Origin of the sequence: Paenibacillus sp. 7523-1 (assembly GCF_002276415.1) — a bacterium.
Classification (GTDB): domain Bacteria; phylum Bacillota; class Bacilli; order Paenibacillales; family Paenibacillaceae; genus Paenibacillus; species Paenibacillus illinoisensis_A.
Window position 1 is genome coordinate 1 of record NZ_NPBR01000033.1, and the last position, 23,019, is coordinate 23,019.

Consider the following 23,019-nt stretch of genomic DNA (forward strand, 5'->3'; position numbering starts at 1 on the left):
ATTCAATTTGTTACTGTTTTTCATGTCGTCGTCGTTTTCAGCGGCGACTTTTATAATATATCATGTTCACTTCCACTTTGCAAGCACTTTTTTTCAGGAATGTTTTTCATTCATCTTACTGCAGGTACTTGTTTTAGTGGTTTGTCCTAAAAAGGAACGAAAATTAATTTATCATATCTAACCCAATAGGTCAACCCTTTTTCGACAATTTGATATCATCATTTATTCCATCCATAGATTCGTCCTAGGTAGTTATAGAGGTACAGCGCTGGCTGCAGCGGGCCGCACCTCGCTCATCAATTAATACTGCATGTTTGAAGCTCTGTACCATGCTTCTTACGGTTTAGACTTTTTGAGTTTGCCACTTCTTGCGTATTTGGACAGCTCCTTCGGCGGAGCGAATCGAGCATACATACGGAATACTGTTTTGTATCTACTCGCTATAGCGTATTTGATCTCCTGGTCGAGGCGATTATCACTGAGGTCAAACAACATCTCATCGAGCTCTTTACGTAACACATAATCGAGTTCCTTACATTCCTTCTCGTTAAACAGCATACCCAGCATTAAGAGTTCTCCTTTTTCTGCATATGGATAAGGCGCGCCTTTATATTGCTATATTAAATCCCACGCTCTCTAGAGTCAGGGCTATATTAGACGCGCCGATTTCAGCCCCTATGGGTTATAAAATTCTCTTACCTAAGAGATTGCTGAAACCCGTTTTATTGTTATGGTCAACTTTCTGAAAATTTATGAATGTCATTCCATACAAATTTATCCACGCACAATACTGAAAGTAATCGTACTTTCGATAATGGCTGCAATAAACAGCAGGATAATAACCCAGCACGATGCAGTTAATGTCCTCCTCAAAAAAGCTTCCCACTGTTTTCCTAACCCCTGACGTTTGGCACTTCCAAGTTCAATGAGGCTTCTGGACGCCAGTCCCCCAAACTTGAGACCAAAAGCACAGGCAATGATAATGACGGGAATTTCTATAATTCCGTGCGGTAAAAGTCCCTTTACCACGATATCAAAAAGGCCGGCTCCATTATCTGTGGTGATATGTACTAGAAAACCGATAACCATTCCGTTAATTACTAAAAATATAACAGGCAATATTCCAAAGAAAATTCCTGCATAGATCACGAGCACACTTTTGATGGCATTATTAAAAAAGATAAAGATAAAGAAATTCCATTGCACATTTCCGCTCTGTTCGAGCTGTCTACTTACCTCTTGTAGTCCGCCTATCTGGTTCAATAATATGTCCTGCAGTGGTCCTGTACTTACCCAGCCAGCTCCTATACCTGCAACAAACAATATGACTGACCAGATTAATGCATTACGAATGGATCCCAGATCCCTTAGAAATGTACTGAATTTTAACATGGTAACCTCCTAATGACTGAAGTTGATGGACAAACAAATTTCTCATGCGAATAACTGCGCTGTACGAGCATACATTGGAGAGTAAACAAGCATTTCTTATGGGAGAGGGGCGCTTATTGAAATGAACTCGTTCTATGTATTTAGCGGTAAAAAGATTAAACGTTTCCTGATTGTGCTGGCTGCTGCCGTCTTTGCTATCGGGATTATTTATCTGGAAAGCGGCAATGTTTCAGTATTCTCGGAGGATGCACCGTCGGCTGTCTACAACGTACCAACAGAGAAAAAAGTAATTGCACTCACATTTGATATTAGCTGGGGCGATAAGCGTACGGAACCAATCCTTAAAGTGCTGCAGGATAACAAAGTAGAGAAGGCTACCTTCTTCTTATCCTCCCCTTGGAGCAAGACACACCCCGAGATTGTAACCTCCATCAAGGAAGGGGGATACGAAATTGGAAGCCACGGACATAAGCACGATAATTACAGCAGCATGACCGAAGAAGAAATTCGCAAGGAAATTTCGACAGCTCATAGCATTTTAACCGATTTAACGGGAAAAGAACCGAATCTGCTTCGTCTGCCCAATGGGGATTTTGACAAACGCGTACTTCAAGTAGCCAGCAGTCTTAACTACCAGGTCGTTCAATGGGATACCGACTCACAGGATTGGAAGAATCCAGGTGTACAAACCATCGTAGATCGGGTAGTCAGCAAAGCGCACCCTGGAGATATCGTACTTCTACATGCGAGTGATTCTTCCAAACAAACTCATGAAGCACTGCCAGTCATTATCGATAAATTAAGAAATCAGGGGTATGAATTCGTAACAGTCTCCGAACTGCTGAATCATTCCAGTGCCAAAGGTACAGAAGTCCGGGATCAAGCCAGTGCTCAATAACACTCACAAGATTTACGTTAAACTATACCTTATATTCCATTCTGAAGGTTTGGCATCACATTGACAGCATAAATGAAAAGAGCTAACCAGGTTAGCTCTTTTTTCGCGTTTTATCAAAAGATTCTCAATAGCGGTCTTCCTTATGCTTGCTCCGTTCTCCCACTCACTGCCTGCTCTGCAGATCCATCCACCAGCTTATGTAATATTAGCATTTGGTATGCATTACATGCCAGCAACGGGACCACAATAAAGGTGGTAGCAGCATTTACATCGATTCGGAGCACACCGATCGTCTCCACCACGGTTACTGCAATCATGAAAAAGAGCGTTGGGATCATTGCCGAAATATGTGTCTTTTTCACTTTCACGTAAGCGGTAACAATTGCAGCTGCCAAAATGATGATTCCAAGTACGATGTCGGATAAACGTTCTCGTCCGCCTCCGACAAACAAACGCAAAAACATGACGTCAAGTAAAGCGAGCACGGTCAAAACAAGCTGAACGATCTGCCATCCGCGTTTCGGAAATACACCTTTACCCATATAATTCAGTATCAAGTAAGCGAAAAAACCCATCTGAGAATACACACTAATCATCACCCCTGATCCAAATAAAATCAGGAGATACAGCAGAAAATCGATAATTCCGTTCGTTCTCTCCCCGTTCAACAGCATCATAATGAGACCTGTTACTAGCGATCCGGCTGCTCCGATAAGTAAGGCTGTCCAAAATAGGAAAAACCATTTACGTAAATTCAAATGTTTTCCACCCCCGAGAGTTTATTTTACCAACCTTCTCAGCAAAAAACCATCACCATTCAACATATTTAGTGCTTGCCCATCACATACTACATGCAGTATCTAATCAAGGAGGGGTTATGCACATGAAACGGCCTTTGTGGCAGCTAAGCTGCGCTGTATTGGGGCTATCCGTCATGCTTGCCGGCTGCGGTTCAGATCAGAATTCTTCGCCTCCTCAGGGCAGTTATAAAGAGATGAAAACGATGGTCGTGGATATTCTGAAAAGTGATGAAGGCAAGAAGGCTGTCGAAGAAGCTCTAACTGGCCAAAGTTCCTCCGGGGGTGGCGGCGAAGGTGGAGATTCCGAACAAAGTGGCGGTGGATCGGGTGGCGGGTCTGGAACCATCGGTATGAAAATGTTAATGCCCATGCAATCTTCAGAACAAATACGTATTGCTGTTAAAGATACCATCACGGCTCCCGAGTACCAAAAGGAATTCGAGAAAATCATGACAGATCCACAATTTGCAAGTGAATTTGCCAAAGCCATTAACTCGCAAAGCAAGCAGCTGCATATGCAGTTAATCAAAGATCCCACTTATCAGAAATCGGTTGGGGATATCATGAAATCACCGGAAGTGTCCAAAATGTTTATGGACATGACCAAAACCCCAGAGTATCGTAAACAGACCATGACCGTCATGCAGGAAGTCATGCAGAATCCGCTGTTTCGGATGGAAGTACTGACTTTGCTCAAAAAAGTAGTACAGGAAGAACTACAGCCCAAAGTTGAATCCGGTGGCGGGCAGGAACAAGGTGGACAGCAAGAAGGCGGCGGCCAAGAAGGTGGAAGTGGCGGCGGCGACAGCGGCGATGGGGGTAGTGGTGGTGACTCCGGAAGTGGCGGAGGATCATAATCCCTGTCGAGGGATATAGTTGATATACAGTTAATCCTGATTTCAGGAACAGAACCATGTTATACGTTATAAAAGCCCGCATCCGATGGATGCAGGCTTTTTGATGTTGTGGTGATTTTGTTCAATATGCTAAAACTTAGTCTCAATTGCCTGCGCTACTTCATCGTATATGGCACCGATGCGTGTATCAGCCTTATATACAGATGGCGAGAAATCAGGCTCTGATGGATGATTGTCCGGTGAACCGAGAGGAATCTGTGCGAGCAGCTCTGTGTGCAGACTTTCCGCAAGACGTCCACCGCCCCCACGACCAAAGACATAGTCTTTCTCTCCACATTTGCCACATTCGTAATAAGCCATGTTCTCTACCACACCCAGCAGCTCATGCTCGGTCTGAATCGCCATTGCACCCGCTCTCGCGGCTACAAATGCTGCTGTTGCATGCGGCGTTGTCACGATGATCTCCTTGCTCTGTGGCAGCATTTGATGCACGTCCAGGGCTACGTCACCTGTGCCTGGAGGCAAATCAAGCAGCATGTAGTCCAGTTCTCCCCAATTTACATCTGTAAAGAACTGACGCAGCATGCGACCCAACATGGGACCACGCCAGATCACAGGGTTATTTTCACGAATGAAAAATCCCATCGACATCACTTTTACACCAAAACGCTCGACCGGCTGAATGATTCCATCCTCCACAACAGGGTATTCTTCAATCCCCATCATATCAGGTACACTGAAACCATAGATGTCCGCATCAATTAATCCAACCTTTTTACCTTGCCGAGCGAGGGCAGCAGCCAGATTCACTGTGACTGTAGATTTACCTACCCCACCTTTGCCACTTGCTACTGCAATATAGCGAACACCCGATTCAGGGCTTAATAACTCATGACCATCCAGACCTGCTGCGTGGCCTTTTACAAGCACTTCTTCGTCATTCTGCTCATTCCCAGGTTGCCCTGCATTCACACTCTCTCGTTCATGTTCTGATGCTGCACGCAGGCGTATATGTACATCCTGAATCCCATGTTGAGACAATAGGTTACGTGCAGCGTCACTAAGAGCAGTTGTATCCTCAGTCTGATTGTCCAATGTAACAATGGTCAGTGCCACATGATTTTCTTTTACCATGACATCACGAATCCATTGAAGCTCGGTCAGACTCACTCCCAATTGTGGTTCCTGTAAAGGTTGCAATAGTTCAAGTATCTGTTCTTTTGATATCATCAGACAGCACCTCAGCTTTATCTATTGGCATGTAATTAGGTATGCTGGGTTAATTATAACATTCTCCTTCTCTTTGTAACTAACTTTTGGGACGTTCCCCCGAGGAATACCTCAAGATTCCATTATAGATGGAAGCGGCTACTTTACGCTGATATGCTTCATCCGCAAGAAGACGTGCCTCATCCGGATGAGATAAGAAACCAACTTCTACAAGCGCAGACGGGATTTTCAATGCTTGAAGCAGATATACGGTATTTACCGTTTTTGCAATTCGATCTGTATTTTCAAGATTACGGATCATTTCTTGCTGCAACAGATTGGCTAATCCTTCATTGTCCGGGTGGTTGGGTGTATAAAAGACCTGTGCACCACTCCAGCGGTTCGAAGGGACACTGTTCATGTGAATGCTGATAAACAGATCTGCCTGCTTGTCTTCAATTCGTCTTACTCTCTGCTTGAGATCTTCTGTCTTCCGTTTGGAATATCCTCTGGTATCTGCCTCAGCAAGATCTGTGTCAATCTCTCGTGTCATGACCACCAGTGCTCCAGCTTGCTGCAGATAGTCCCGTACATACAAAGCAATCGACAAATTGATATCCTTCTCGATGACCCCCTGCTTGCTCACAGCCCCCCCGTCTGGTCCACCATGCCCTGCATCGATCGCAATGACTTTGCCTGCTAGCGGCAGCCCCCAATATCCGGACGTCTTGGATGAAGGCAGTTCATACGTCACCACAGCCACCAACATCGCAAGTAGACAGAGGCTTAGCAGCACACGCTTTACTGTACGCAACCGGATCCATACCACAAAATGCTTCCCCATATTTTTACGCATAAAAAAACCACCTCGTCCCTATAAATGACTCTAATCATCTATATGGGACAAGATGGACAAATATACCGTTAGGAGCGGACTTGCTCCGCCATTCCCTCAATAAGCACTTCAGCTGCCTCAGGACGAGTAAATTCTGGTCGCGGGCACTCTCCATCACGGAGCAGACCACACACTTTTGCACCGAATAACGTCATAGAGGCAGAAGCGATATCACTTTGTCATCTCCCTAATTTCTCTTCATAGTGGTGGTTCGATAGAGATATGCTCAAAGCTATGATGTAAGGTCTAAAGGATGTTCCCGCTATTTTGAATAATTTATTTATGAAGTCCGCATTCTGTTTTATCATTACCGGACCATCGTCCTGCACGCGGATCTTCACCTGGCATAACTTGACGGGTGCAATGTTCACAACCAATGCTCGGATAGTTCTGATCATGTAGAGGGTTATATACAACGTTATTCGCCCGAATATAGTCCCACACGTCCTCAGAAGTCCAATGAGCGATCGGATTAAATTTCATAAGTCCAAACTTCGTATCGTATTCCACCTTCTTCGCATTAGCACGAGTCGGTGCTTGATCTCTGCGAATTCCTGTGATCCATGCATCATACTTGGAAAGAATACGTGTCAGCGGCTCAACCTTGCGAATATTACAGCAAGCATTAGGATCCGATTTCCACAATTCCTCTCCATGTTGGGCCGCCTGCTCTTCTGGTGTAATTTTAGGAGAGACACGCACAAAATCCAAATTGTATTTCTCTTTCATAAGATCACGAGTCTCATACGTTTCCTTGAAATGAAAATCAGTGTCGAGATAAAAAACATCCGTAGATGGACTGATCTTCTGCAGCATATCTACAAGTACAACATCTTCCGCACCAAAACTGCATGCAAAAGTGATATTTGGAAATGTCTCAACAGCGTAACGGATAATATCCTCAGGGCTTGCGTTTTCCAATTCTTCTGCTTTCACCCGAGCAAGTTCTTCTTTTTCCAACAAGTTCATTCTGAATTTCCCCCATTCTGCTTTTCCCGAAAACTTTAATGCCGACCAATCTAATATGAATTATGTATAGTATAAATCTTTCAGGGGGGATGTCAATGGCCTGCCACATGGTAAAATGATTCATTTGCAGCCCATTTTTGTGAGTGGGTTACCTATCATTTTGTGAACACTTAGATTCTCTTTAGATTCTCTTCAAATGAATCCATTGCAATTAACTTAAGCAGGCTAGAAGGTATTAGAGTCCAATTCGCTATGCTAATCGTGGAATCCTTTGTCCCTACTGGGTTATTTGGATTAAACTGTACTACACTTCGTAATGATAATGCTCAAGCTAAAAACCAAATATGAGATGCATAGAGTATCAGCAGAGCATGAAAAATCTTTAAATTCTTCGTGCTTATATGTAAGTGACTTTTATTGAATTCATAAGGAAAACTGATGATTGTGATCTCGTTTAACCTGTCCGGAATGATCTATCTTCAGCCAATTTTAAAATGAAAAATAAGCCATGTTAGATCACATACATATGACAATCTATCCGCGCCATCCTATTGGAATAACTAATCCATGTTTTATAGAAAACAAAAAGCCTCTGGCGCCGAGGCCAGAGGCTTGTAATACATATTAACGTTTGGAGAACTGAGGAGCGCGACGAGCGGCTTTGAGACCGTATTTTTTACGTTCTTTCATCCGTGGGTCACGAGTCAGGAATCCTGCTTTTTTCAGGGAAGCACGGTATTCCGGATCTGCTTTGAGCAGTGCGCGGGAGATACCATGACGGATTGCTCCAGCTTGACCGGAGATTCCGCCACCATGAGCGATAACCAAAACGTCATAGTTGCTAAGCGTTTCTGTCAAAGTCAGTGGTTGTTTTACGATCAGTTTGAGTGTTTCCAAACCGAAGTATTCATTAATATCACGTTTGTTGATGACAATGCGTCCTTCACCCGGTACAAGGCGAACACGAGCTACCGAATGTTTACGACGACCTGTCCCATAGTATTGTACTTGTGCCATGAAACTGTCCTCCTTTTAATTAACCGCGAAGTTCGTAAACTTCTGGTTTTTGTGCTGCATGTGGATGCTCAGTGCCTCTGTACGCTTTAAGTCTCAGCTTCATTTTTTCGCCCATGCGAGTTTTAGGAAGCATACCGCGAACAGCCAATTCCAACATACGTTCCGGTTTGTTTTTAACCATATCTTCTGCAGTAGTTACTTTCAAACCACCTGGGTGCATCGAGTGACGGTAGTATTTCTTATCTTGCATTTTTTTACCAGTCAATACGATTTTCTCCGCATTGATGATAACTACGAAATCGCCAGTGTCCACATGTGGAGTAAATTGTGGCTTGTGTTTGCCGCGGATCAAAGCAGCTGCTTCGCTCGCCAAACGTCCGAGCGTTTTGCCTTCGGCATCAATGATGTGCCATTGGCGCTCAACTTCGTTAGGCTTCGCCATGTACGTTGTACGCATGAAAAGTTCCTCCTTAAAATGTTCAAAATCTCATTTTCATTTATCTTCGTTCATTAAGTGATAACTTTAGGTGTTGATGGATAGTTGTTGCGATGTGACCCTCTTAATTGGGGCTGTGGGAAAGCCATTAAGAAAACACAACTTTTATATTACATGATAGGAGGTTAAATCGCAAGTGTTAATTAAACTTTTCACTCACCAAATTTAATCTTTTTTGTATTCAAGATCCCAGAGCATTAAACCACAACTTACCGCAGTTGGTCCTGCAGCAGAGCGATTACATGCGGCAATCATATTCGGTACATCAGAGGCTTTCCGTTTGCCCTCTCCGATCTCCAGCAGTGTACCTACAATAATGCGAACCATATGCTGCAAAAAGCCGTTGCCGCTCACATAAATATGAATGACTCCCTGATCGCGCGGATGATCTCTGCACATTGAACGGTCAACCTCTATCCATGCGTCGTATACCGAACGTATATGATTGTCTTTCTGAGACTTGCGAGAAGCAAAGGAGGTGAAATCATACGTACCAATAAAATGACGAAGCCCCTCCTGCATTGCAGTTATGTCCAACCTGGCATGATGATGATATTGCAGTCTTCTGTTGAATACATCCGGAAATTGATTTGCATTGATCGTATAGCGGTACGTCTTCGTTTTCGCTGCATAGCGAGAATGAAACTCAAGCGATACCTCTATCGCATCAATAACAACAATATCAGAGGGTAATCTAGAATTAAGTGCAATACACCATCGTTCAATCGGGATTTGAGATTCGGTAGCAAAGTTGAAGATCTGCCTGCGAGCATGAACACCCGCGTCAGTTCTACCTGACCCCGTTATCTTTACCGTCTCACCTGTCAATGCACGAATGGCATCTTCAAGATGATCCTGAATGGTATTCCCCCCCGGCTGTACCTGGAAGCCATAATAAGCAGTGCCATCATAAGCAAGCGTCATGCACAAGTTGCGCATCATTACCACACCTTTGTTCCATACTATACATACCCTACCCCGAACAGCAAAAGAAGCCCCTTCCGGAGCTTCTATTACAGCACGAATTCCGAAATGAAGTGAAAAAAAGGGTTAATCCAGAATCAACGACTCTGTCCCCTTTCCTCATCTCATCTGTTTTACGCGCGGTCAACCAGTTCCAAGTAAACCATAGGCGCTGCGTCACCACGACGAGGTCCCAGTTTAAGGATACGAGTGTATCCACCTGGACGCTCAGCGTAACGACCGGACAATTCGCTAAACAGTTTTTGGATTGCATCTTGCTCACCATCGATAGTTTCGCGGCGAACATAAGCTGCCACTTGGCGACGGGCATGAAGATCTCCCTTTTTCGCTTTAGTGATCAGTTTTTCAGCAATAGAGCGAACCTCTTTTGCTTTCGCTTCAGTTGTCTGAATGCGCTCGTACAAGAACAGGTCGGTTACCAGGTCACGGAACAAAGCTTTACGCGCGCTGGAATTACGGCCCAACTTTTGGTATGCCATTGTTTTCCCTCCTTCACTTCAAGCACTCAGCTGTCTATTCTTCTGTACGGAGTCCCAGACCCAATTCTTCGAGCTTCTCTTGAACTTCTTCCAAAGACTTGCGTCCAAGGTTACGGACTTTCATCATGTCTTCTTCCGTTTTCGTAGTCAGCTCTTGCACGGTATTAATACCGGCACGTTTCAGGCAGTTGTAGGAACGAACAGAGAGATCCAGCTCTTCAATCGTCATTTCGAGTACTTTTTCTTTTTTGTCTTCTTCTTTTTCGACCATGATCTCAGCATCTTTCGCTTCGTCTGTAAGACCCACGAAGAGCATCAAATGCTCGGTCAAAATTTTAGCGCCGAGGCTTACAGCCTCTTCAGGACGAATACTTCCGTCTGTCCAAACTTCCAACGTGAGCTTGTCATAGTTGGTTACTTGGCCAACACGCGTATTTTCCACAGCGTAGTTAACGCGGCTGATCGGGGTGAAGATGGAATCGACTGGGATGACGCCGATCGGCTGGTCATCGCGTTTATTCCGATCTGCCTGGACGTAGCCGCGACCGCGATTGGCAAAAATACGCATGTGAAGTCTCGAACCTGGTCCGAGCGTAGCGATGTGCAGATCCGGGTTAAGGATTTCCACATCGGAATCAGCACGGATATCTCCAGCCGTGATTGCTCCTTCGCCTTCAGCATCAATCTCGAGCACTTTCTCCTCATCAGAATGAATTTTAAGCGACAAAGCTTTCAGGTTAAGAATAACCTCCGTTACATCTTCCATTACGCCAGGAACTGTAGCAAATTCATGCAGAACGCCATCGATTTGAACCGAAGACACTGCCGCACCCGGCAGTGACGAGAGCAAGATTCGGCGAAGCGAGTTTCCAAGCGTCGTTCCGTATCCGCGCTCCAGCGGTTCTACTACGAATTTCCCATAGGTGCCATCATCGTTGACGTCTACCGTCTCAATTTTCGGCTTTTCGATTTCAATCACTGCAATACCCCTCCTTCAAAACGTCGGTCCTCTATGAAACATTTACCTTCTCTTGCGAAAACATGTAGTAGTATGCCTAAACAACCATTATTAGCAGATTGTGCTGGATTTATACCACACGCAGGGGCAAATCTCATTAGACACGACGACGTTTTGGAGGACGGCATCCGTTGTGTGGGACTGGAGTTACGTCTTTGATCAGGTTAACTTCCAGACCTGCAGCTTGCAAAGAGCGGATCGCTGCTTCACGGCCTGCGCCTGGTCCTTTAACCATAACCTCAACGGCTTTCATCCCATGTTCCATTGCAGCTTTGGCAGCAGTCTCAGCAGCCATTTGTGCAGCAAACGGAGTCGATTTACGGGAACCTCTGAATCCGAGGCCGCCGGAGCTTGCCCACGAAATTGCGTTTCCGTGAGGATCCGTAATGGTAACGATAGTGTTATTGAAAGTGGAACGGATATGTGCCACGCCAGATTCAATATTTTTACGGTCACGACGTTTAGTACGTACGACTTTTTTCGGTTTAGCCATTTTCTCTTATCCCCCCTTATTATTTCTTCTTGTTCGCTACTGTACGACGAGGACCTTTACGAGTACGAGCATTCGTTTTCGTACGTTGTCCACGAACAGGCAGACCACGACGATGACGAACTCCACGGTAACAACCGATCTCCGTCAAACGTTTAATATTCAAAGAGATTTCACGACGCAGGTCACCTTCTACTTTGACCTCTTTGTCGATACTTTCACGCAATTTGCTGACTTCATCTTCCGTCAAATCACGAACACGAGTGTCCGGATTGATGCCTGTAGAGCTCAGAATTTTCTGGGAAGTCGTTTTACCGATTCCGAAAATATAAGTCAAGGCGATCTCAACGCGCTTATCACGTGGCAAATCCACACCAGCTATACGTGCCATTTTACGCTACACCCCCTTCATTAACCTTGTTTTTGTTTGTGTTTCGGATTTTCACAGATAACCATAACATTCCCTTTGCGGCGAATGACTTTGCATTTTTCGCAAATCGGTTTGACCGAAGGTCTTACCTTCATGTGAATTACCTCCTCAAAGTTCTGCTTAGCAAAACTCTCTTCGTAAGCATTGACCTCGTTTTACCATTGTAAAACCGGCTTCGAAGCTTTCGCAAGTTTTGCCGGGCAAAACCCGCTTCAAGCTTCACAGTTCATTGCAACTGTCTACTACTATTTACGGTAAGTTATACGTCCTTTTGTCAGATCATAAGGCGATAACTGAACAACTACTTTGTCACCAGTCAGGATACGGATAAAGTGCATCCGCAGCTTTCCGGAAACGTGAGCGAGAATTTGATGACCGTTCTCAAGCTCAACCTTGAATGTTGCATTCGGCAGCGGTTCAAGAACCGTGCCTTCCACTTCAATGACATCTTCCTTGGCCATTAGTCAGTCTCCTTTCTCTTCAGTTTGAATGTTGGTGGATTCCAGAAACGAATGAACCGCATAGCGGAGCTTTCCGTTTGTCACCCGACCACTCTCGTTTAAACTGTTTACAACCTCGCTGCTGATCATCGGCTGGAGCTCCAGATGAAGAATATTCTTCTTCTTGGGTTGATCAAACTTACGTTTGTCTCCATCCGCTATATACACGAACCTACTGTCCGCTATAGCAACAATTACCGCGGCTTGGTCCGCATTGCGGCCTTTACGGATCTTCACAAGTTGACCGAGCTGCGGATTAGACTGATTATTCATGCCTCATCACCTACGCATTCAGTTTTGTGAAAATTTCCATGCCATCTGGTGTAACTGCTACGGTGTGTTCAAAGTGGGCACATAACGATCCGTCAACAGTAACGACAGTCCAGTTATCTTCCAACGTTTTCACATACCGGCTACCTACGTTAACCATCGGCTCTATGGCCAGCACCATGCCCGCTTTAAGCCGTGGTCCCCGATCAGGAAGACCATAGTTCGGAATTTGGGGTTCTTCGTGCAGATCCGCTCCTATGCCGTGACCGACATATTCCCGAACTACCGAAAAACCTGCATCCTCAATATATTTCTGAATCGCATGAGATATAGTAAACAAGCGAATGTCCGGTTTAACCAGCGCCAGACCTGCGTATAACGAAGCCTCGGTAACGTCCAGAAGACGACGGGCTTCTTCGGAAATACGGCCGACCGGATAAGTCCAGGCAGAATCCCCATGATACCCCTGGTACTGCGCGCCAATGTCAAACGTAACGATATCGCCCTCGTTCAACTTGCGTTTGCCGGGAAATCCATGCACCAACTCTTCATTTACTGAAGCGCACACACTGGCAGGAAAACCGTTATAACCTTTGAAAGACGGCACAGCTCCTTGACTGCGGATATATTGATCGGCCATATGGTCAAGTTCTCCAGTCGTAATACCGGGAGCGATATGCTCTGCCAAGAGACGATGCGTTTCCGCAACTATTCTCCCTGCTTCCCTCATCAAGCCCAGTTCCGTTTCGGACTTACCAATGATCATTCAATTAACCTCGCAGTAAGGACACGATCTCTTGAGAGACTTGATCAATATCCTGTTCTCCGTTCATTTGACGAAGAAGACCTTTGTTCTCATAAAACGTGAGGAGTGGTGCTGTTTTGTTGATATATTCGTCAAGACGGGTTCCTACGCTCTCTTCGTTATCATCAGAACGTTGGTACAACTCGCCGCCGCATTTATCACAAATACCTTCCTGCTTAGGCGGATTGAATACGACATGATAAGTGGCGCCACAGTTTTTGCAAATGCGACGACCCGTCAAACGAGCCAGCAATTTGTCGCGGTCCACTTTCAGGTTGATTACATGATCGAGACCTGAGTTCAGTCGGTCCAGGATGCCATCAAGCGCTTCTGCTTGAGACAGGGTTCTTGGAAAACCATCCAAGAGGAATCCTTCTCTGCAGTCAGGCTGCTGCAACCGTTCTTCAACGATGCCGATGGTTACATCATCTGGTACAAGCAATCCTTGATCCATATATTCCTTGGCTTTCAGGCCAATGGGAGTTCCCTGCTTAATCGCCAGACGAAATGCATCGCCTGTTGAAATGTGGGGAATACCGAACTCTTTCACGATGACGTCTGCTTGCGTTCCTTTTCCTGCCCCCGGAGGGCCCATGAATAGGATGTTCACGTTATGTCACTCCCTCCAAGACTACCCTACATCAACAAACAGCACAATAGGTGCCGGCAAGTAAATCTTAGCTTGACCGGTACCTATTGCCTATTTATTGATAAAACCTTTGTAGTGGCGTTTGATCAATTGGCTTTCGATTTGCTTCATGGTATCGAGCGCAACACCGATAACGATCAGGAGAGACGTTCCTCCAATTTGCGCCGATTGAGGCAAACCAGAAAGTGCCCCTAAGAATACAGGCAGAACGGAAATGACTGCCAAGAAGATGGCGCCGGCCATTGTCAAACGAGTCATGACACGGGTCAGATATTTCTCGGTTGCTTTACCCGGGCGAATGCCTGGGATGTAACCGCCGTTCTTTTTCATATTATCAGCCATCTGCTGTGGATTCATCTGTACGAAAGTATAGAAGAAAGTGAAACCGAAGATCATCACGACATACAATAACATACCCAGAGGTTTGTGAGTAGTCAGATTTTGTCCGATCCACTGTGCCCATAAACGATCAGCCCAGAAGTTGGCGATAATCGTTGGGAACATCAACAGAGATGAAGCAAAGATGACAGGGATAACACCTGCTGCGTTAATCTTCAGCGGGATATGTGTATTCTGTCCACCGTACATTTTGTTACCTACGACGCGTTTCGCGTACTGTACAGGAATTTTCCGAATCGCCTGCTGAATGTAAATGACACCGATGATAATCAACACAATAACAATTGCGACGATTACACCTTTAAGGATGTTCATGAACAACTGATCAGGTTGAATGAAGTCGGACTCGATTGTCTGTTTGATAATGTTAGGCACCGTTGAGAGGATACCCGCAAAGATCAAAATCGAAATTCCGTTTCCTATGCCCTTCTCGGTGATCTGCTCACCAAGCCACATCAGGAATGAAGTACCGGCCGTAAGTACAATCGCGATCAAGATATAGTCAGCAAAAGTGGCGTTAGGCACCATCTCTGTATTGTACAAGCGGTTGAATCCGATCGACGTACCAAACGCTTGAATCAATGCCAGACCGATCGTTAAATAACGAGTCAGCTGAGCTGATTTTTTCTTACCTTGTTCACCTTGCTTAGCCCATTCCGCTAACTTAGGGATAACGTCCATGGAAAGCAACTGTACTATGATAGACGCAGTGATGTAAGGTACGATCCCGAGTGCAAAGATCGAGAACTGGAACAGTGCTCCACCCGAGAACGTATTGAGAAGTCCAAAAACTTCTTTACCCGCAGAATTTGTCGCTTCGAAAACCTCTTTGTTTACTCCAGGTACTGGAACGAAGGATCCGATGCGGTAAATGATCAGTACAAAAAGGGTAAATAATACCCTTTTGCGCAGATCTTCAACCCGCCAGATATTCTTTAGGGTCTTGAACATTAAATCACCTCGGTTGTACCGCCGGCAGCTTCAATTTTCTCCACCGCAGATTGAGAAAACTTGTTAGCTTTAACAGTCAGCTTCACAGTGACTTCACCGTTACCCAGGATCTTGATTCCGGATTTAGCGTTTTTAACTACGCCGTTCGTCATCAAGAATTCTGGAGTTACTTCAGTACCCGCAGCAAAACTGTTCAGGTCTTCAATATTCACAACCGCATATTCCTTGCGAGTTGGGTTTACGAAACCACGTTTTGGCAAGCGACGATACAATGGATTTTGTCCACCTTCGAAGCCCGGACGTACACCACCGCCGGAACGAGCGTTTTGTCCTTTGTGACCGCGACCTGATGTTTTACCCGTACCACTACTTGGACCGCGACCAAGACGTTTACGCTCTTTGCGGGATCCAGGAGCTGGGGAAAGCTCATGTAACTTCATCGTTCGTTGCACCTCCTTAAAGATTTATGGGAATATCCCGTATTAAGCTTCTACTTCTTTAACAGCAACCAAGTGACTTACTTTGTTAATCATACCACGAATGGCTGGATTATCGTTTTGAACCACTTTGCTGTTGATTTTGCGCAAGCCCAATGTTTTCACAGTTGTTCTTTGCGTCTCCGGACGTCCGATCAAGCTGCGGACGAGGGTAATTTCCAATTTAGCCATGAGATTCCCTCCTTAACCCAGAAGCTCTTCGACGGATTTTCCGCGCAGTTTAGCCACGTCTTCAGCACGCTTCAAACGGGACAAACCTTCCAAAGTCGCATTGACCATGTTCATGGAATTCGAAGAACCCAGAGATTTTGTCAAAATGTCACCTACACCAGCAAGTTCAAGAACCGCACGTACAGGACCACCAGCGATAACACCAGTACCTTCAGATGCTGGTTTCAACAGAACGCGTCCTGCGCCGAACTTACCTGTTACCAAGTGAGGAATCGATGTTCCTACGAGTGGAACGTGTACAAGGTTTTTCTTAGCATCTTCAATACCTTTGCGAATTGCATCAGGTACTTCGCCCGCTTTACCGATACCAGCTCCAACCCAGCCGTTGCCGTCGCCGACTACAACCAGTGCGCTAAAGCTGAAACGGCGTCCGCCTTTTACTACTTTAGCTACGCGATTAATATTTACAACTCTTTCAGTCAGTTCCAAAGTATTCGGATCTACACGCAAGTCGTTAACCTCCTTTTGAAAAATATCTTAAAACTCAAGTCCTGCTTCACGAGCCGCTTCAGCCAATGCTGCGATACGACCATGGTACAGATATCCGCTACGGTCAAATACGATGTTAGAAACGCCTTTGTCTTTCGCACGTTTTGCAACGAGTTCGCCAACTTTACGAGCTGACTCAACAGAAGCACCGTTTTTGATGTCGCTGCTCAGTTCTTTGTCTACAGTAGACGCGGAAGCGATCGTTACACCAGCTACGTCATCGATAATTTGAGCGTACATATGTTTACCAGAACGGAATACGTTCAAACGAGGACGTGCTGCCGTTCCTTGGATTTTCTTACGAACACGCAGGTGTCTTTTCAGACGAGCCTTGTTTTTATCTTGTTTCGTAATCATCTCAGGGATTCACTCCTTTCAGGTTACCTCGCTGGCTTCAAACCGGAAGCCACGGGGTATATTAGAAACACACGAAGCAAGCAAGCCGAAAGCCGCGCAAAGGCGGTAAGAGAAATCTTATTTCTTCTTACCGGCTTTACCTTCCTTACGGATGATACGCTCGCCTTCATATTTAATACCTTTACCTTTGTACGGCTCAGGTTCACGAACGGAACGGATTTTAGCAGCGTAAGCACCTACGCGCTCTTTGTCGATCCCGCGAACGATGATTTTTGTATTCGAAGGTACTTCGAATTCAATTCCCGCTTCCGGTGTAATTTCAACCGGGTGAGAGTATCCAACGTTCAGAACGATTTTATCTCCGGATTTGCTTGCACGATATCCGACCCCAACCAACTCCAGAGATTTTGCGAATCCTTCAGTAACGCCACTCACCATGTTGTTTACAACGCTACGCGTTGTGCCGTGCAAAGAACGGTGAGTTTTGTTATCGGAAGGACGCACAACTGTAATTTCGTTGTTCTCAACTGTAACCTTCATGTCTTTATGAAGTTCACGAGTCAGAGTTCCTTTTGGTCCTTTTACCGTAATAACGGTGTTGTCCAGTGTGATGTCCACACCACTTGGTACTGTAATTGGTTTGCGACCAATACGAGACATATGTTGCACCTCCTATCTTGTGACGTTATATTACCAAACGTAGCAAACGACTTCTCCGCCGGATTTCGATTGACGAGCTTCTTTGTCCGTCATAACACCTTTGGATGTCGAGATGATCGCGATACCCAGGCCACCAAGTACACGAGGTACTTCGTTGCTTTTCGTGTAAACACGAAGACCAGGTTTACTGATTCTTTTCAGACCAGTGATAACGCGCTCGTTATTTTGACCGTATTTCAGGAAAACACGGATAATCCCTTGTTTGTTATCATCGATAACTTCAGCGTCACGGATGAAACCTTCACGCTTCAGGATATCGGCGATTTGTTTTTTCATTGTCGAAGCAGGCATTTCTACTGTTTCGTGACGAACAGTGTTCGCGTTACGAATACGAGTAAGCATATCTGCAATTGGATCAGACATAGTCATTGTGAGTTAACCTCCTTCCCGTTCAGGACTTTTTACCAGCTTGCTTTTTTCACGCCAGGAATCTGGCCTTTATAAGCTAATTCACGGAAGCAAATTCTGCAAATTTTGAACTTTTGCAGCACCGAATGTGGACGTCCGCAACGCTCACAGCGTGTATAAGAACGCACTTTAAACTTTGGTGTACGTTGTTGTTTAACTTTCATCGAAGTTTTTGCCACTTTAGCCTGACACCTCCTAAATAATTTCGGAGAAAAGGGAGTCCTTCCAGACACCCGGAAACGTTATGCCAACTTTATTTTACGAAAGGCATTCCCAGTTGCGTGAGCAACTCACGGGACTCTTCGTCTGTTTTCGCCGTTGTTACAATAACAATGTCCATACCGCGGACTTTGTCTACTTTATCGTACTCGATCTCTGGGAAGATCAATTGTTCTTTCAGACCCAGTGTGTAGTTACCACGTCCGTCGAACGCTTTGCTCGATACACCGCGGAAGTCGCGGACACGAGGCAATGTAACGTTGAACAATTTATCGAGGAAGTAGTACATACGCTCGCCGCGCAATGTAACTTTCACACCGATAGGCATGTTCTCACGCAGTTTGAAACCTGCGATAGATTTCTTAGCACGAGTGATTACAGGTTTTTGACCCGCGATCAGTTGCAAATCGTTTACTGCGGAATCCAACACTTTGGAGTTTTGGACAGCGTCGCCCACACCCATGTTGATAACGATTTTCTCGATTTTAGGCACTTGCATTACCGTTGTATAGTTAAACTTCTGCATCAAACCAGGAGCGATTTCTTGCAGGTAACGTTCTTTCATTCTTGATGCCATGAATCATAGCCCTCCTTTCTCATTCGGTTCAATTAGTCGATAATTTCTCCGGAACGTTTAGCAACGCGCACTTTCTTTCCGTTATCCAACACTTTGTAACCAACACGGGTTACTTTTCCGCTCTTTGGATCGATGTGCATCACGTTGGAAACGTGAATCGGAGCTTCCTTCTCGATAATGCCGCCTTGCGGATTTTGCTGGTTAGGCTTCTGGTGTTTTTTAATCATGTTAACACCTTCCACAAGGACGCGGTTCTCACGAGGATAAGCAGCGATGACACGGCCTTTTTTACCTTTGTCTTTACCGCTGATCACCATAACCGTATCTTCCTTTTTAACGTGAAGTTTGTTGTTATGGGATTCCAGAACTTTTTTCACTCTTGGCATTTCGTACACCTCCTGTTTCTAAACATCACGAGCTTAATCTATTAGATAACCTCTGGGGCCAAGGAAACGATTTTCATGAAGTCTTTCTCGCGAAGTTCACGAGCAACAGGTCCGAAAATACGTGTTCCACGTGGGCTTCTGTCGTCTTTTACAACAACAGCTGCATTTTCATCAAAACCGATGTAGGAACCGTCTTTACGACGCACAGAACGTTTCGTACGAACGACAACCGCTCTAACTACATCACCTTTTTTGACAACGCCGCCTGGTGTTGCTTGTTTTACAGAACAAACGATCAGATCACCGATTTGTGCTGTACGACGTCCCGTACCGCCGAGTACGCGGATACACATCAGTTCCTTCGCACCGGAGTTGTCGGCTACAGCCAAACGTGTAAATGGTTGAATCATTTAGTATTCCTCCTTCCAGCTATGCTGATAATGCATTAGATGATAACCGCTTTTTCTACGACTTCAGTAAGTCTCCAGCGTTTATCTTTCGAAAGCGGACGAGTCTCCATGATTTTCACCGTGTCACCGATTTTCGCAGTGTTTTCTTCGTCATGCGCTTTGAACTTTTTAGTAACCTTGATGCGTTTATGGTACAACTTATGGTTTTTGTAAGTTTCTACAGCAACAACAATCGTTTTATCCATTTTATCGCTAACAACTTTACCAGTTTGCACTTTACGTGCGTTACGTTCTTCGCTCATTGTTGGCCTCCTTCCTGATTACGGACGGAATGTATATCCGACCTCTAATTAACCGATACCCAGTTCTCTTTCACGGATGATGGTTTTAGCACGAGCTATTTCTTTCCGCACATCACGGATTCGAGTCGGGTTATCCAGCTGACCGGTAGCGAGTTGAAAGCGGAGGTTAAAGAGTTCTTCTTTAAATCCGGCAATCTTTTGCTCGATTTCAGCAGAGGTTAGGTTGCGAAATTCACTAGCTTTCATTTGCTTCACCACCCAATTCTTCACGTTTCACGAACTTCGTTTTGATTGGCAGTTTGTGAGCGGCAAGACGCATTGCTTCGCGTGCAATCTCCTCCGGTACACCAGCAAGTTCAAACATGATCTTACCTGGTTTCACAACTGCAACCCATTTTTCTACGTTACCTTTACCGCTACCCATCCGAACCTCGAGAGGCTTTTGAGTGATTGGTTTGTCAGGGAAAATTTTGATCCAGACTTTACCACCACGTTTGATGTAACGAGTCATCGCAATACGAGCCGCTTCAATTTGACGGTTCGTAATCCAAGCCGGTTCCGTAGCTTGCAGACCGTATTCGCCAAAGTTCAGCGTAGTTCCGCCTTTTGCTTGGCCTTTCATATGTCCGCGTTGTTGCTTACGGTGTTTTACACGTTTTGGTACCAACATGATTAGTTGCCTCCTTCCTTAGCAGCTTGTTTCTTAGCCGTAGGAAGAACCTCTCCACGATAGATCCATACTTTTACACCGATACGGCCGTAAGTTGTATGAGCCTCTGCTGTACCGTAGTCGATGTCGGCACGAAGCGTGTGCAGTGGAACAGTTCCTTCGCTGTAGCCTTCCGAACGTGCGATCTCAGCTCCGCCAAGACGTCCGCCCACTTGAGTTTTAATACCTTTTGCACCAGAGCGCATAGTTCTTTGAATAGCTTGTTTCAGAGCACGACGGAAAGAAACGCGACGTTCCAGTTGTTGTGCAATGCTTTCTGCTACCAGGATTGCGTCCAGGTCTTGGTTCTTAATTTCAGAGATGTTGATGTGTACTTTCTTACCGCCAGCAATTTTCGTAATTTGGTTACGAAGATTCTCAACTTCAGATCCACCTTTACCGATTACCATACCTGGTTTCGCTGTGTGAATCGTTACGTTCACGCGGTTAGCCGCTCTCTCGATTTCAACACGAGACATAGCGGAGTCTTTCAATTTATTTTTCAGGAATTCACGAATTTTCACGTCTTCCATCAAAAGATCACCGAAGTCTTTGCCTGCATACCATTTAGATTCCCAGTCACGGATAACTCCGACACGGAGTCCGACTGGATTTACCTTTTGGCCCACACGTTTTCCCTCCTTCTACTTTTCAGATACCACCAAAGTGATGTGGCTAGTACGTTTGTTAATACGACTTGCACGTCCCATTGCACGAGGGCGGAAACGTTTCATTGTCGGTCCTTGGTTCACGTAAGCTTGCGAAATGACCAAGTTATTAACATCCATAGAATAGTTATGTTCCGCATTCGCAATAGCGGAGTTAAGCAACTTCTCAACGATTGGAGAAGCAGATTTCGGAGTGTGACGGAGAATGGCAACCGCCTCACCAACTTGCTTGCCGCGAATCAAGTCAACAACGAGTTGAACTTTACGAGGAGCAATCCGGATAAACTTAGCATGTGCTTTTGCTTCCATTGTGTAACCTCCTCTCAAACATTAAAGATGTTCATTTATCTTCTTGTTTTCTTGTCATCATCAGTATGGCCTTTGTACGTACGGGTTGGAGCGAACTCACCCAATTTGTGTCCGACCATGTCCTCAGTCACGTATACTGGCACGTGTTTACGTCCGTCATATACGCCGAATGTGTGTCCGATGAATTGTGGGAAAATTGTAGAGCGACGGGACCAGGTTTTGATAACGTTCTTTTTACCGGAAGCGTCCATCTCTTCTACCTTTTTCAGCATGTAGCCATCAATGAATGGCCCTTTTTTCAAACTGCGACCCATGTGGAGATCCTCCCTTCAAACGTAGCGTTTATGCATCCGCAGATGCCTCACGAAGTTATGCACAGTGTGTATTACTTCGTGCGGCGGCGAATGATGTATTTATCAGAAGCTTTATTTTTCTTACGCGTTTTGTAACCAAGAGTAGGTTTACCCCATGGTGACATTGGCGATTTACGTCCGATTGGAGCACGACCTTCACCACCACCGTGAGGGTGATCGTTAGGGTTCATTACTACACCACGAACTTCAGGACGTTGTCCCAACCAACGGCTACGACCGGCTTTACCGATTTTGATGAGCTCGTGGTCTTGGTTACCAACAGAACCGATTGTTGCACGGCAAACTTTCAGAATACGACGAACTTCTCCGGAAGAGAGACGAACGGAAACGTATTTTTCTTCTTTACCAAGCAATTGAGCTTCTGTACCAGCAGCACGAACCAATTGTCCGCCTTTACCTGGTTTCAACTCGATGTTGTGGATAACGGTACCTACTGGAATGTTTTCGAGTGGCAGTGCGTTACCGATTTTGATGTCGGATTCAGGACCGGAGAAAATTTGATCTCCAACTTTCAATCCTTTAGGAGCGATGATGTAACGTTTCTCACCATCAGCATAGTGGATCAGGGCGATGTTCGATGTACGGTTCGGGTCATACTCGATCGTAGCAACGCGGCCCGGTATTCCATCTTTAGTACGTTTGAAGTCGATGATACGGTATTTACGTTTGTGTCCACCACCGTGGTGACGAACTGTAATTTTACCTTGGTTGTTGCGGCCTGCTTTTTTGCTCAGTGGGGCCAACAACGATTTCTCCGGCTGATCTGTGGTGATTTCCTCAAATGTAGATACGGACATGTTCCGTCTTGCCGGGGATGTCGGTTTATACTTTTTGATTGGCACTGGGTTTCCCTCC

The 23,019-nt window shown here is 45.3% G+C and carries 38 protein-coding genes and 1 pseudogene; 2 read left to right on the forward strand and 37 right to left on the reverse strand.

The window, feature by feature from the left end:
• Positions 1-336: 336 nt before the first annotated feature.
• Together CHH60_RS28585 and CHH60_RS28590 are read right to left on the reverse strand one after the other, a co-directional pair.
• Complete coding sequence (locus CHH60_RS28585) at positions 337-567, reverse strand: hypothetical protein (protein WP_095293396.1); 231 nt, start codon at positions 565-567, stop codon at positions 337-339.
• Between the two features lie 207 nt (positions 568-774).
• The gene (locus tag CHH60_RS28590) at positions 775-1,392 is read right to left on the reverse strand and encodes a stage II sporulation protein M (protein ID WP_095362271.1); all 618 of its coding nucleotides are present in this window, start codon (positions 1,390-1,392) and stop codon (positions 775-777) included.
• 121 nt (positions 1,393-1,513) lie between these two features.
• Here CHH60_RS28590 and pdaB point away from each other — a divergent pair, with 121 nt between their 5' ends.
• Complete coding sequence (pdaB, locus tag CHH60_RS28595; RefSeq protein WP_095362272.1) at positions 1,514-2,290, forward strand: polysaccharide deacetylase family sporulation protein PdaB; 777 nt, start codon at positions 1,514-1,516, stop codon at positions 2,288-2,290.
• Positions 2,291-2,430: 140 nt separating this feature from the next.
• On the opposite strand, the gene CHH60_RS28600 is transcribed toward pdaB, so the two are convergent.
• Complete coding sequence (locus CHH60_RS28600) at positions 2,431-3,048, reverse strand: KinB-signaling pathway activation protein (protein WP_095362273.1); 618 nt, start codon at positions 3,046-3,048, stop codon at positions 2,431-2,433.
• A 125-nt stretch (positions 3,049-3,173) separates the two neighbouring features.
• On the opposite strand from CHH60_RS28600, the gene gerD reads away from it, so the two are divergent.
• Positions 3,174-3,947, forward strand: coding sequence for a spore germination lipoprotein GerD (gerD, locus tag CHH60_RS28605; protein WP_095362274.1), 774 nt, complete (start codon positions 3,174-3,176; stop codon positions 3,945-3,947).
• A gap of 129 nt (positions 3,948-4,076) precedes the next feature.
• Here the strand turns inward: gerD and CHH60_RS28610 are convergent, their stop codons facing one another.
• The 34 genes and pseudogenes from CHH60_RS28610 to rplB form a co-directional block, all read right to left on the reverse strand.
• Entirely contained in the window at positions 4,077-5,177 is a 1,101-nt protein-coding gene (locus tag CHH60_RS28610) for an Mrp/NBP35 family ATP-binding protein (RefSeq protein WP_095362275.1), read from the reverse strand.
• A 79-nt stretch (positions 5,178-5,256) separates the two neighbouring features.
• Positions 5,257-6,012: an N-acetylmuramoyl-L-alanine amidase CwlD gene (cwlD, locus tag CHH60_RS28615; RefSeq protein ID WP_095293402.1), complete on the reverse strand. Its 756-nt coding sequence runs from the start codon at positions 6,010-6,012 to the stop codon at positions 5,257-5,259.
• A 68-nt stretch (positions 6,013-6,080) separates the two neighbouring features.
• A pseudogene (sat, locus tag CHH60_RS28620) lies at positions 6,081-6,206 on the reverse strand (sulfate adenylyltransferase); the annotation flags it as partial.
• A 121-nt stretch (positions 6,207-6,327) separates the two neighbouring features.
• Entirely contained in the window at positions 6,328-7,020 is a 693-nt protein-coding gene (locus tag CHH60_RS28625) for a phosphoadenylyl-sulfate reductase (RefSeq protein WP_095362276.1), read from the reverse strand.
• Positions 7,021-7,644: 624 nt separating this feature from the next.
• Positions 7,645-8,037 (reverse strand): 30S ribosomal protein S9, encoded by a 393-nt coding sequence (gene rpsI, locus CHH60_RS28630; protein WP_056697740.1) that lies wholly within the window; start codon positions 8,035-8,037, stop codon positions 7,645-7,647.
• Positions 8,038-8,056: 19 nt separating this feature from the next.
• Positions 8,057-8,494: a 50S ribosomal protein L13 gene (gene rplM / locus CHH60_RS28635; RefSeq protein WP_095293404.1), complete on the reverse strand. Its 438-nt coding sequence runs from the start codon at positions 8,492-8,494 to the stop codon at positions 8,057-8,059.
• A 204-nt stretch (positions 8,495-8,698) separates the two neighbouring features.
• Positions 8,699-9,472: a tRNA pseudouridine(38-40) synthase TruA gene (gene truA, locus CHH60_RS28640; RefSeq protein WP_095362277.1), complete on the reverse strand. Its 774-nt coding sequence runs from the start codon at positions 9,470-9,472 to the stop codon at positions 8,699-8,701.
• A 158-nt stretch (positions 9,473-9,630) separates the two neighbouring features.
• Positions 9,631-9,996, reverse strand: a complete 366-nt coding sequence (gene rplQ / locus CHH60_RS28645) for a 50S ribosomal protein L17 (protein ID WP_017692102.1) — start codon at positions 9,994-9,996, stop codon at positions 9,631-9,633.
• A 34-nt stretch (positions 9,997-10,030) separates the two neighbouring features.
• The gene (locus CHH60_RS28650) at positions 10,031-10,975 is read right to left on the reverse strand and encodes a DNA-directed RNA polymerase subunit alpha (protein ID WP_017692101.1); all 945 of its coding nucleotides are present in this window, start codon (positions 10,973-10,975) and stop codon (positions 10,031-10,033) included.
• 136 nt (positions 10,976-11,111) lie between these two features.
• Positions 11,112-11,507 carry a 30S ribosomal protein S11 gene (gene rpsK, locus CHH60_RS28655; RefSeq protein ID WP_017692100.1) on the reverse strand — a complete coding sequence of 132 codons (396 nt, stop codon included), beginning with the start codon at positions 11,505-11,507 and terminating at the stop codon, positions 11,112-11,114.
• A 19-nt stretch (positions 11,508-11,526) separates the two neighbouring features.
• Positions 11,527-11,895, reverse strand: a complete 369-nt coding sequence (gene rpsM, locus CHH60_RS28660; RefSeq protein ID WP_095293406.1) for a 30S ribosomal protein S13 — start codon at positions 11,893-11,895, stop codon at positions 11,527-11,529.
• 20 nt (positions 11,896-11,915) lie between these two features.
• Positions 11,916-12,029 carry a 50S ribosomal protein L36 gene (gene rpmJ, locus CHH60_RS28665; RefSeq protein ID WP_003333770.1) on the reverse strand — a complete coding sequence of 38 codons (114 nt, stop codon included), beginning with the start codon at positions 12,027-12,029 and terminating at the stop codon, positions 11,916-11,918.
• Between the two features lie 150 nt (positions 12,030-12,179).
• A complete protein-coding gene (gene infA, locus CHH60_RS28670; protein ID WP_017692098.1) occupies positions 12,180-12,395 on the reverse strand; it encodes a translation initiation factor IF-1 in 216 nt (71 codons plus the stop codon).
• A 3-nt stretch (positions 12,396-12,398) separates the two neighbouring features.
• Positions 12,399-12,707: a KOW domain-containing RNA-binding protein gene (locus tag CHH60_RS28675; RefSeq protein WP_095362278.1), complete on the reverse strand. Its 309-nt coding sequence runs from the start codon at positions 12,705-12,707 to the stop codon at positions 12,399-12,401.
• Positions 12,708-12,717: 10 nt separating this feature from the next.
• Positions 12,718-13,470 (reverse strand): type I methionyl aminopeptidase, encoded by a 753-nt coding sequence (gene map / locus CHH60_RS28680; protein ID WP_095293408.1) that lies wholly within the window; start codon positions 13,468-13,470, stop codon positions 12,718-12,720.
• 4 nt (positions 13,471-13,474) lie between these two features.
• Entirely contained in the window at positions 13,475-14,119 is a 645-nt protein-coding gene (locus CHH60_RS28685) for an adenylate kinase (RefSeq protein WP_095293409.1), read from the reverse strand.
• Between the two features lie 90 nt (positions 14,120-14,209).
• A complete protein-coding gene (secY, locus tag CHH60_RS28690; protein WP_095293410.1) occupies positions 14,210-15,508 on the reverse strand; it encodes a preprotein translocase subunit SecY in 1,299 nt (432 codons plus the stop codon).
• Positions 15,508-15,948 (reverse strand): 50S ribosomal protein L15, encoded by a 441-nt coding sequence (gene rplO / locus CHH60_RS28695; protein ID WP_095293411.1) that lies wholly within the window; start codon positions 15,946-15,948, stop codon positions 15,508-15,510. The genes secY and rplO overlap by 1 nt, the downstream gene beginning before the upstream one ends.
• Before the next feature lie 42 nt (positions 15,949-15,990).
• Positions 15,991-16,176 (reverse strand): 50S ribosomal protein L30, encoded by a 186-nt coding sequence (gene rpmD, locus CHH60_RS28700; RefSeq protein WP_017692092.1) that lies wholly within the window; start codon positions 16,174-16,176, stop codon positions 15,991-15,993.
• A gap of 12 nt (positions 16,177-16,188) precedes the next feature.
• Entirely contained in the window at positions 16,189-16,686 is a 498-nt protein-coding gene (gene rpsE / locus CHH60_RS28705) for a 30S ribosomal protein S5 (RefSeq protein WP_017692091.1), read from the reverse strand.
• A gap of 27 nt (positions 16,687-16,713) precedes the next feature.
• Complete coding sequence (gene rplR, locus CHH60_RS28710; protein WP_095293412.1) at positions 16,714-17,082, reverse strand: 50S ribosomal protein L18; 369 nt, start codon at positions 17,080-17,082, stop codon at positions 16,714-16,716.
• Between the two features lie 117 nt (positions 17,083-17,199).
• Entirely contained in the window at positions 17,200-17,742 is a 543-nt protein-coding gene (rplF, locus tag CHH60_RS28715) for a 50S ribosomal protein L6 (RefSeq protein WP_017692089.1), read from the reverse strand.
• Between the two features lie 30 nt (positions 17,743-17,772).
• The gene (rpsH, locus tag CHH60_RS28720; protein WP_095293413.1) at positions 17,773-18,171 is read right to left on the reverse strand and encodes a 30S ribosomal protein S8; all 399 of its coding nucleotides are present in this window, start codon (positions 18,169-18,171) and stop codon (positions 17,773-17,775) included.
• 32 nt (positions 18,172-18,203) lie between these two features.
• Positions 18,204-18,389 (reverse strand): type Z 30S ribosomal protein S14, encoded by a 186-nt coding sequence (locus tag CHH60_RS28725; RefSeq protein ID WP_095362279.1) that lies wholly within the window; start codon positions 18,387-18,389, stop codon positions 18,204-18,206.
• A 74-nt stretch (positions 18,390-18,463) separates the two neighbouring features.
• The gene (rplE, locus tag CHH60_RS28730; RefSeq protein ID WP_095293414.1) at positions 18,464-19,006 is read right to left on the reverse strand and encodes a 50S ribosomal protein L5; all 543 of its coding nucleotides are present in this window, start codon (positions 19,004-19,006) and stop codon (positions 18,464-18,466) included.
• A gap of 32 nt (positions 19,007-19,038) precedes the next feature.
• Positions 19,039-19,392, reverse strand: a complete 354-nt coding sequence (rplX, locus tag CHH60_RS28735; protein ID WP_024633578.1) for a 50S ribosomal protein L24 — start codon at positions 19,390-19,392, stop codon at positions 19,039-19,041.
• 41 nt (positions 19,393-19,433) lie between these two features.
• On the reverse strand, positions 19,434-19,802 hold the full coding sequence (gene rplN / locus CHH60_RS28740; RefSeq protein ID WP_090905289.1) for a 50S ribosomal protein L14: 369 nt from the start codon (positions 19,800-19,802) through the stop codon (positions 19,434-19,436).
• Between the two features lie 35 nt (positions 19,803-19,837).
• Positions 19,838-20,104, reverse strand: coding sequence for a 30S ribosomal protein S17 (gene rpsQ / locus CHH60_RS28745; RefSeq protein WP_056697701.1), 267 nt, complete (start codon positions 20,102-20,104; stop codon positions 19,838-19,840).
• A 48-nt stretch (positions 20,105-20,152) separates the two neighbouring features.
• A complete protein-coding gene (gene rpmC, locus CHH60_RS28750) occupies positions 20,153-20,350 on the reverse strand; it encodes a 50S ribosomal protein L29 (RefSeq protein WP_017692083.1) in 198 nt (65 codons plus the stop codon).
• The gene (gene rplP, locus CHH60_RS28755; protein WP_017692082.1) at positions 20,340-20,774 is read right to left on the reverse strand and encodes a 50S ribosomal protein L16; all 435 of its coding nucleotides are present in this window, start codon (positions 20,772-20,774) and stop codon (positions 20,340-20,342) included. Before rplP ends, rpmC begins: the two co-directional genes overlap by 11 nt.
• 2 nt (positions 20,775-20,776) lie before the next feature.
• Entirely contained in the window at positions 20,777-21,442 is a 666-nt protein-coding gene (gene rpsC / locus CHH60_RS28760; RefSeq protein WP_090924673.1) for a 30S ribosomal protein S3, read from the reverse strand.
• Between the two features lie 15 nt (positions 21,443-21,457).
• On the reverse strand, positions 21,458-21,790 hold the full coding sequence (gene rplV, locus CHH60_RS28765) for a 50S ribosomal protein L22 (protein ID WP_095293416.1): 333 nt from the start codon (positions 21,788-21,790) through the stop codon (positions 21,458-21,460).
• 35 nt (positions 21,791-21,825) lie between these two features.
• Complete coding sequence (gene rpsS / locus CHH60_RS28770) at positions 21,826-22,104, reverse strand: 30S ribosomal protein S19 (RefSeq protein WP_095293417.1); 279 nt, start codon at positions 22,102-22,104, stop codon at positions 21,826-21,828.
• Between the two features lie 71 nt (positions 22,105-22,175).
• Positions 22,176-23,006, reverse strand: coding sequence for a 50S ribosomal protein L2 (gene rplB, locus CHH60_RS28775; RefSeq protein ID WP_095293418.1), 831 nt, complete (start codon positions 23,004-23,006; stop codon positions 22,176-22,178).
• Between the last annotated feature and the right edge of the window lie 13 nt (positions 23,007-23,019).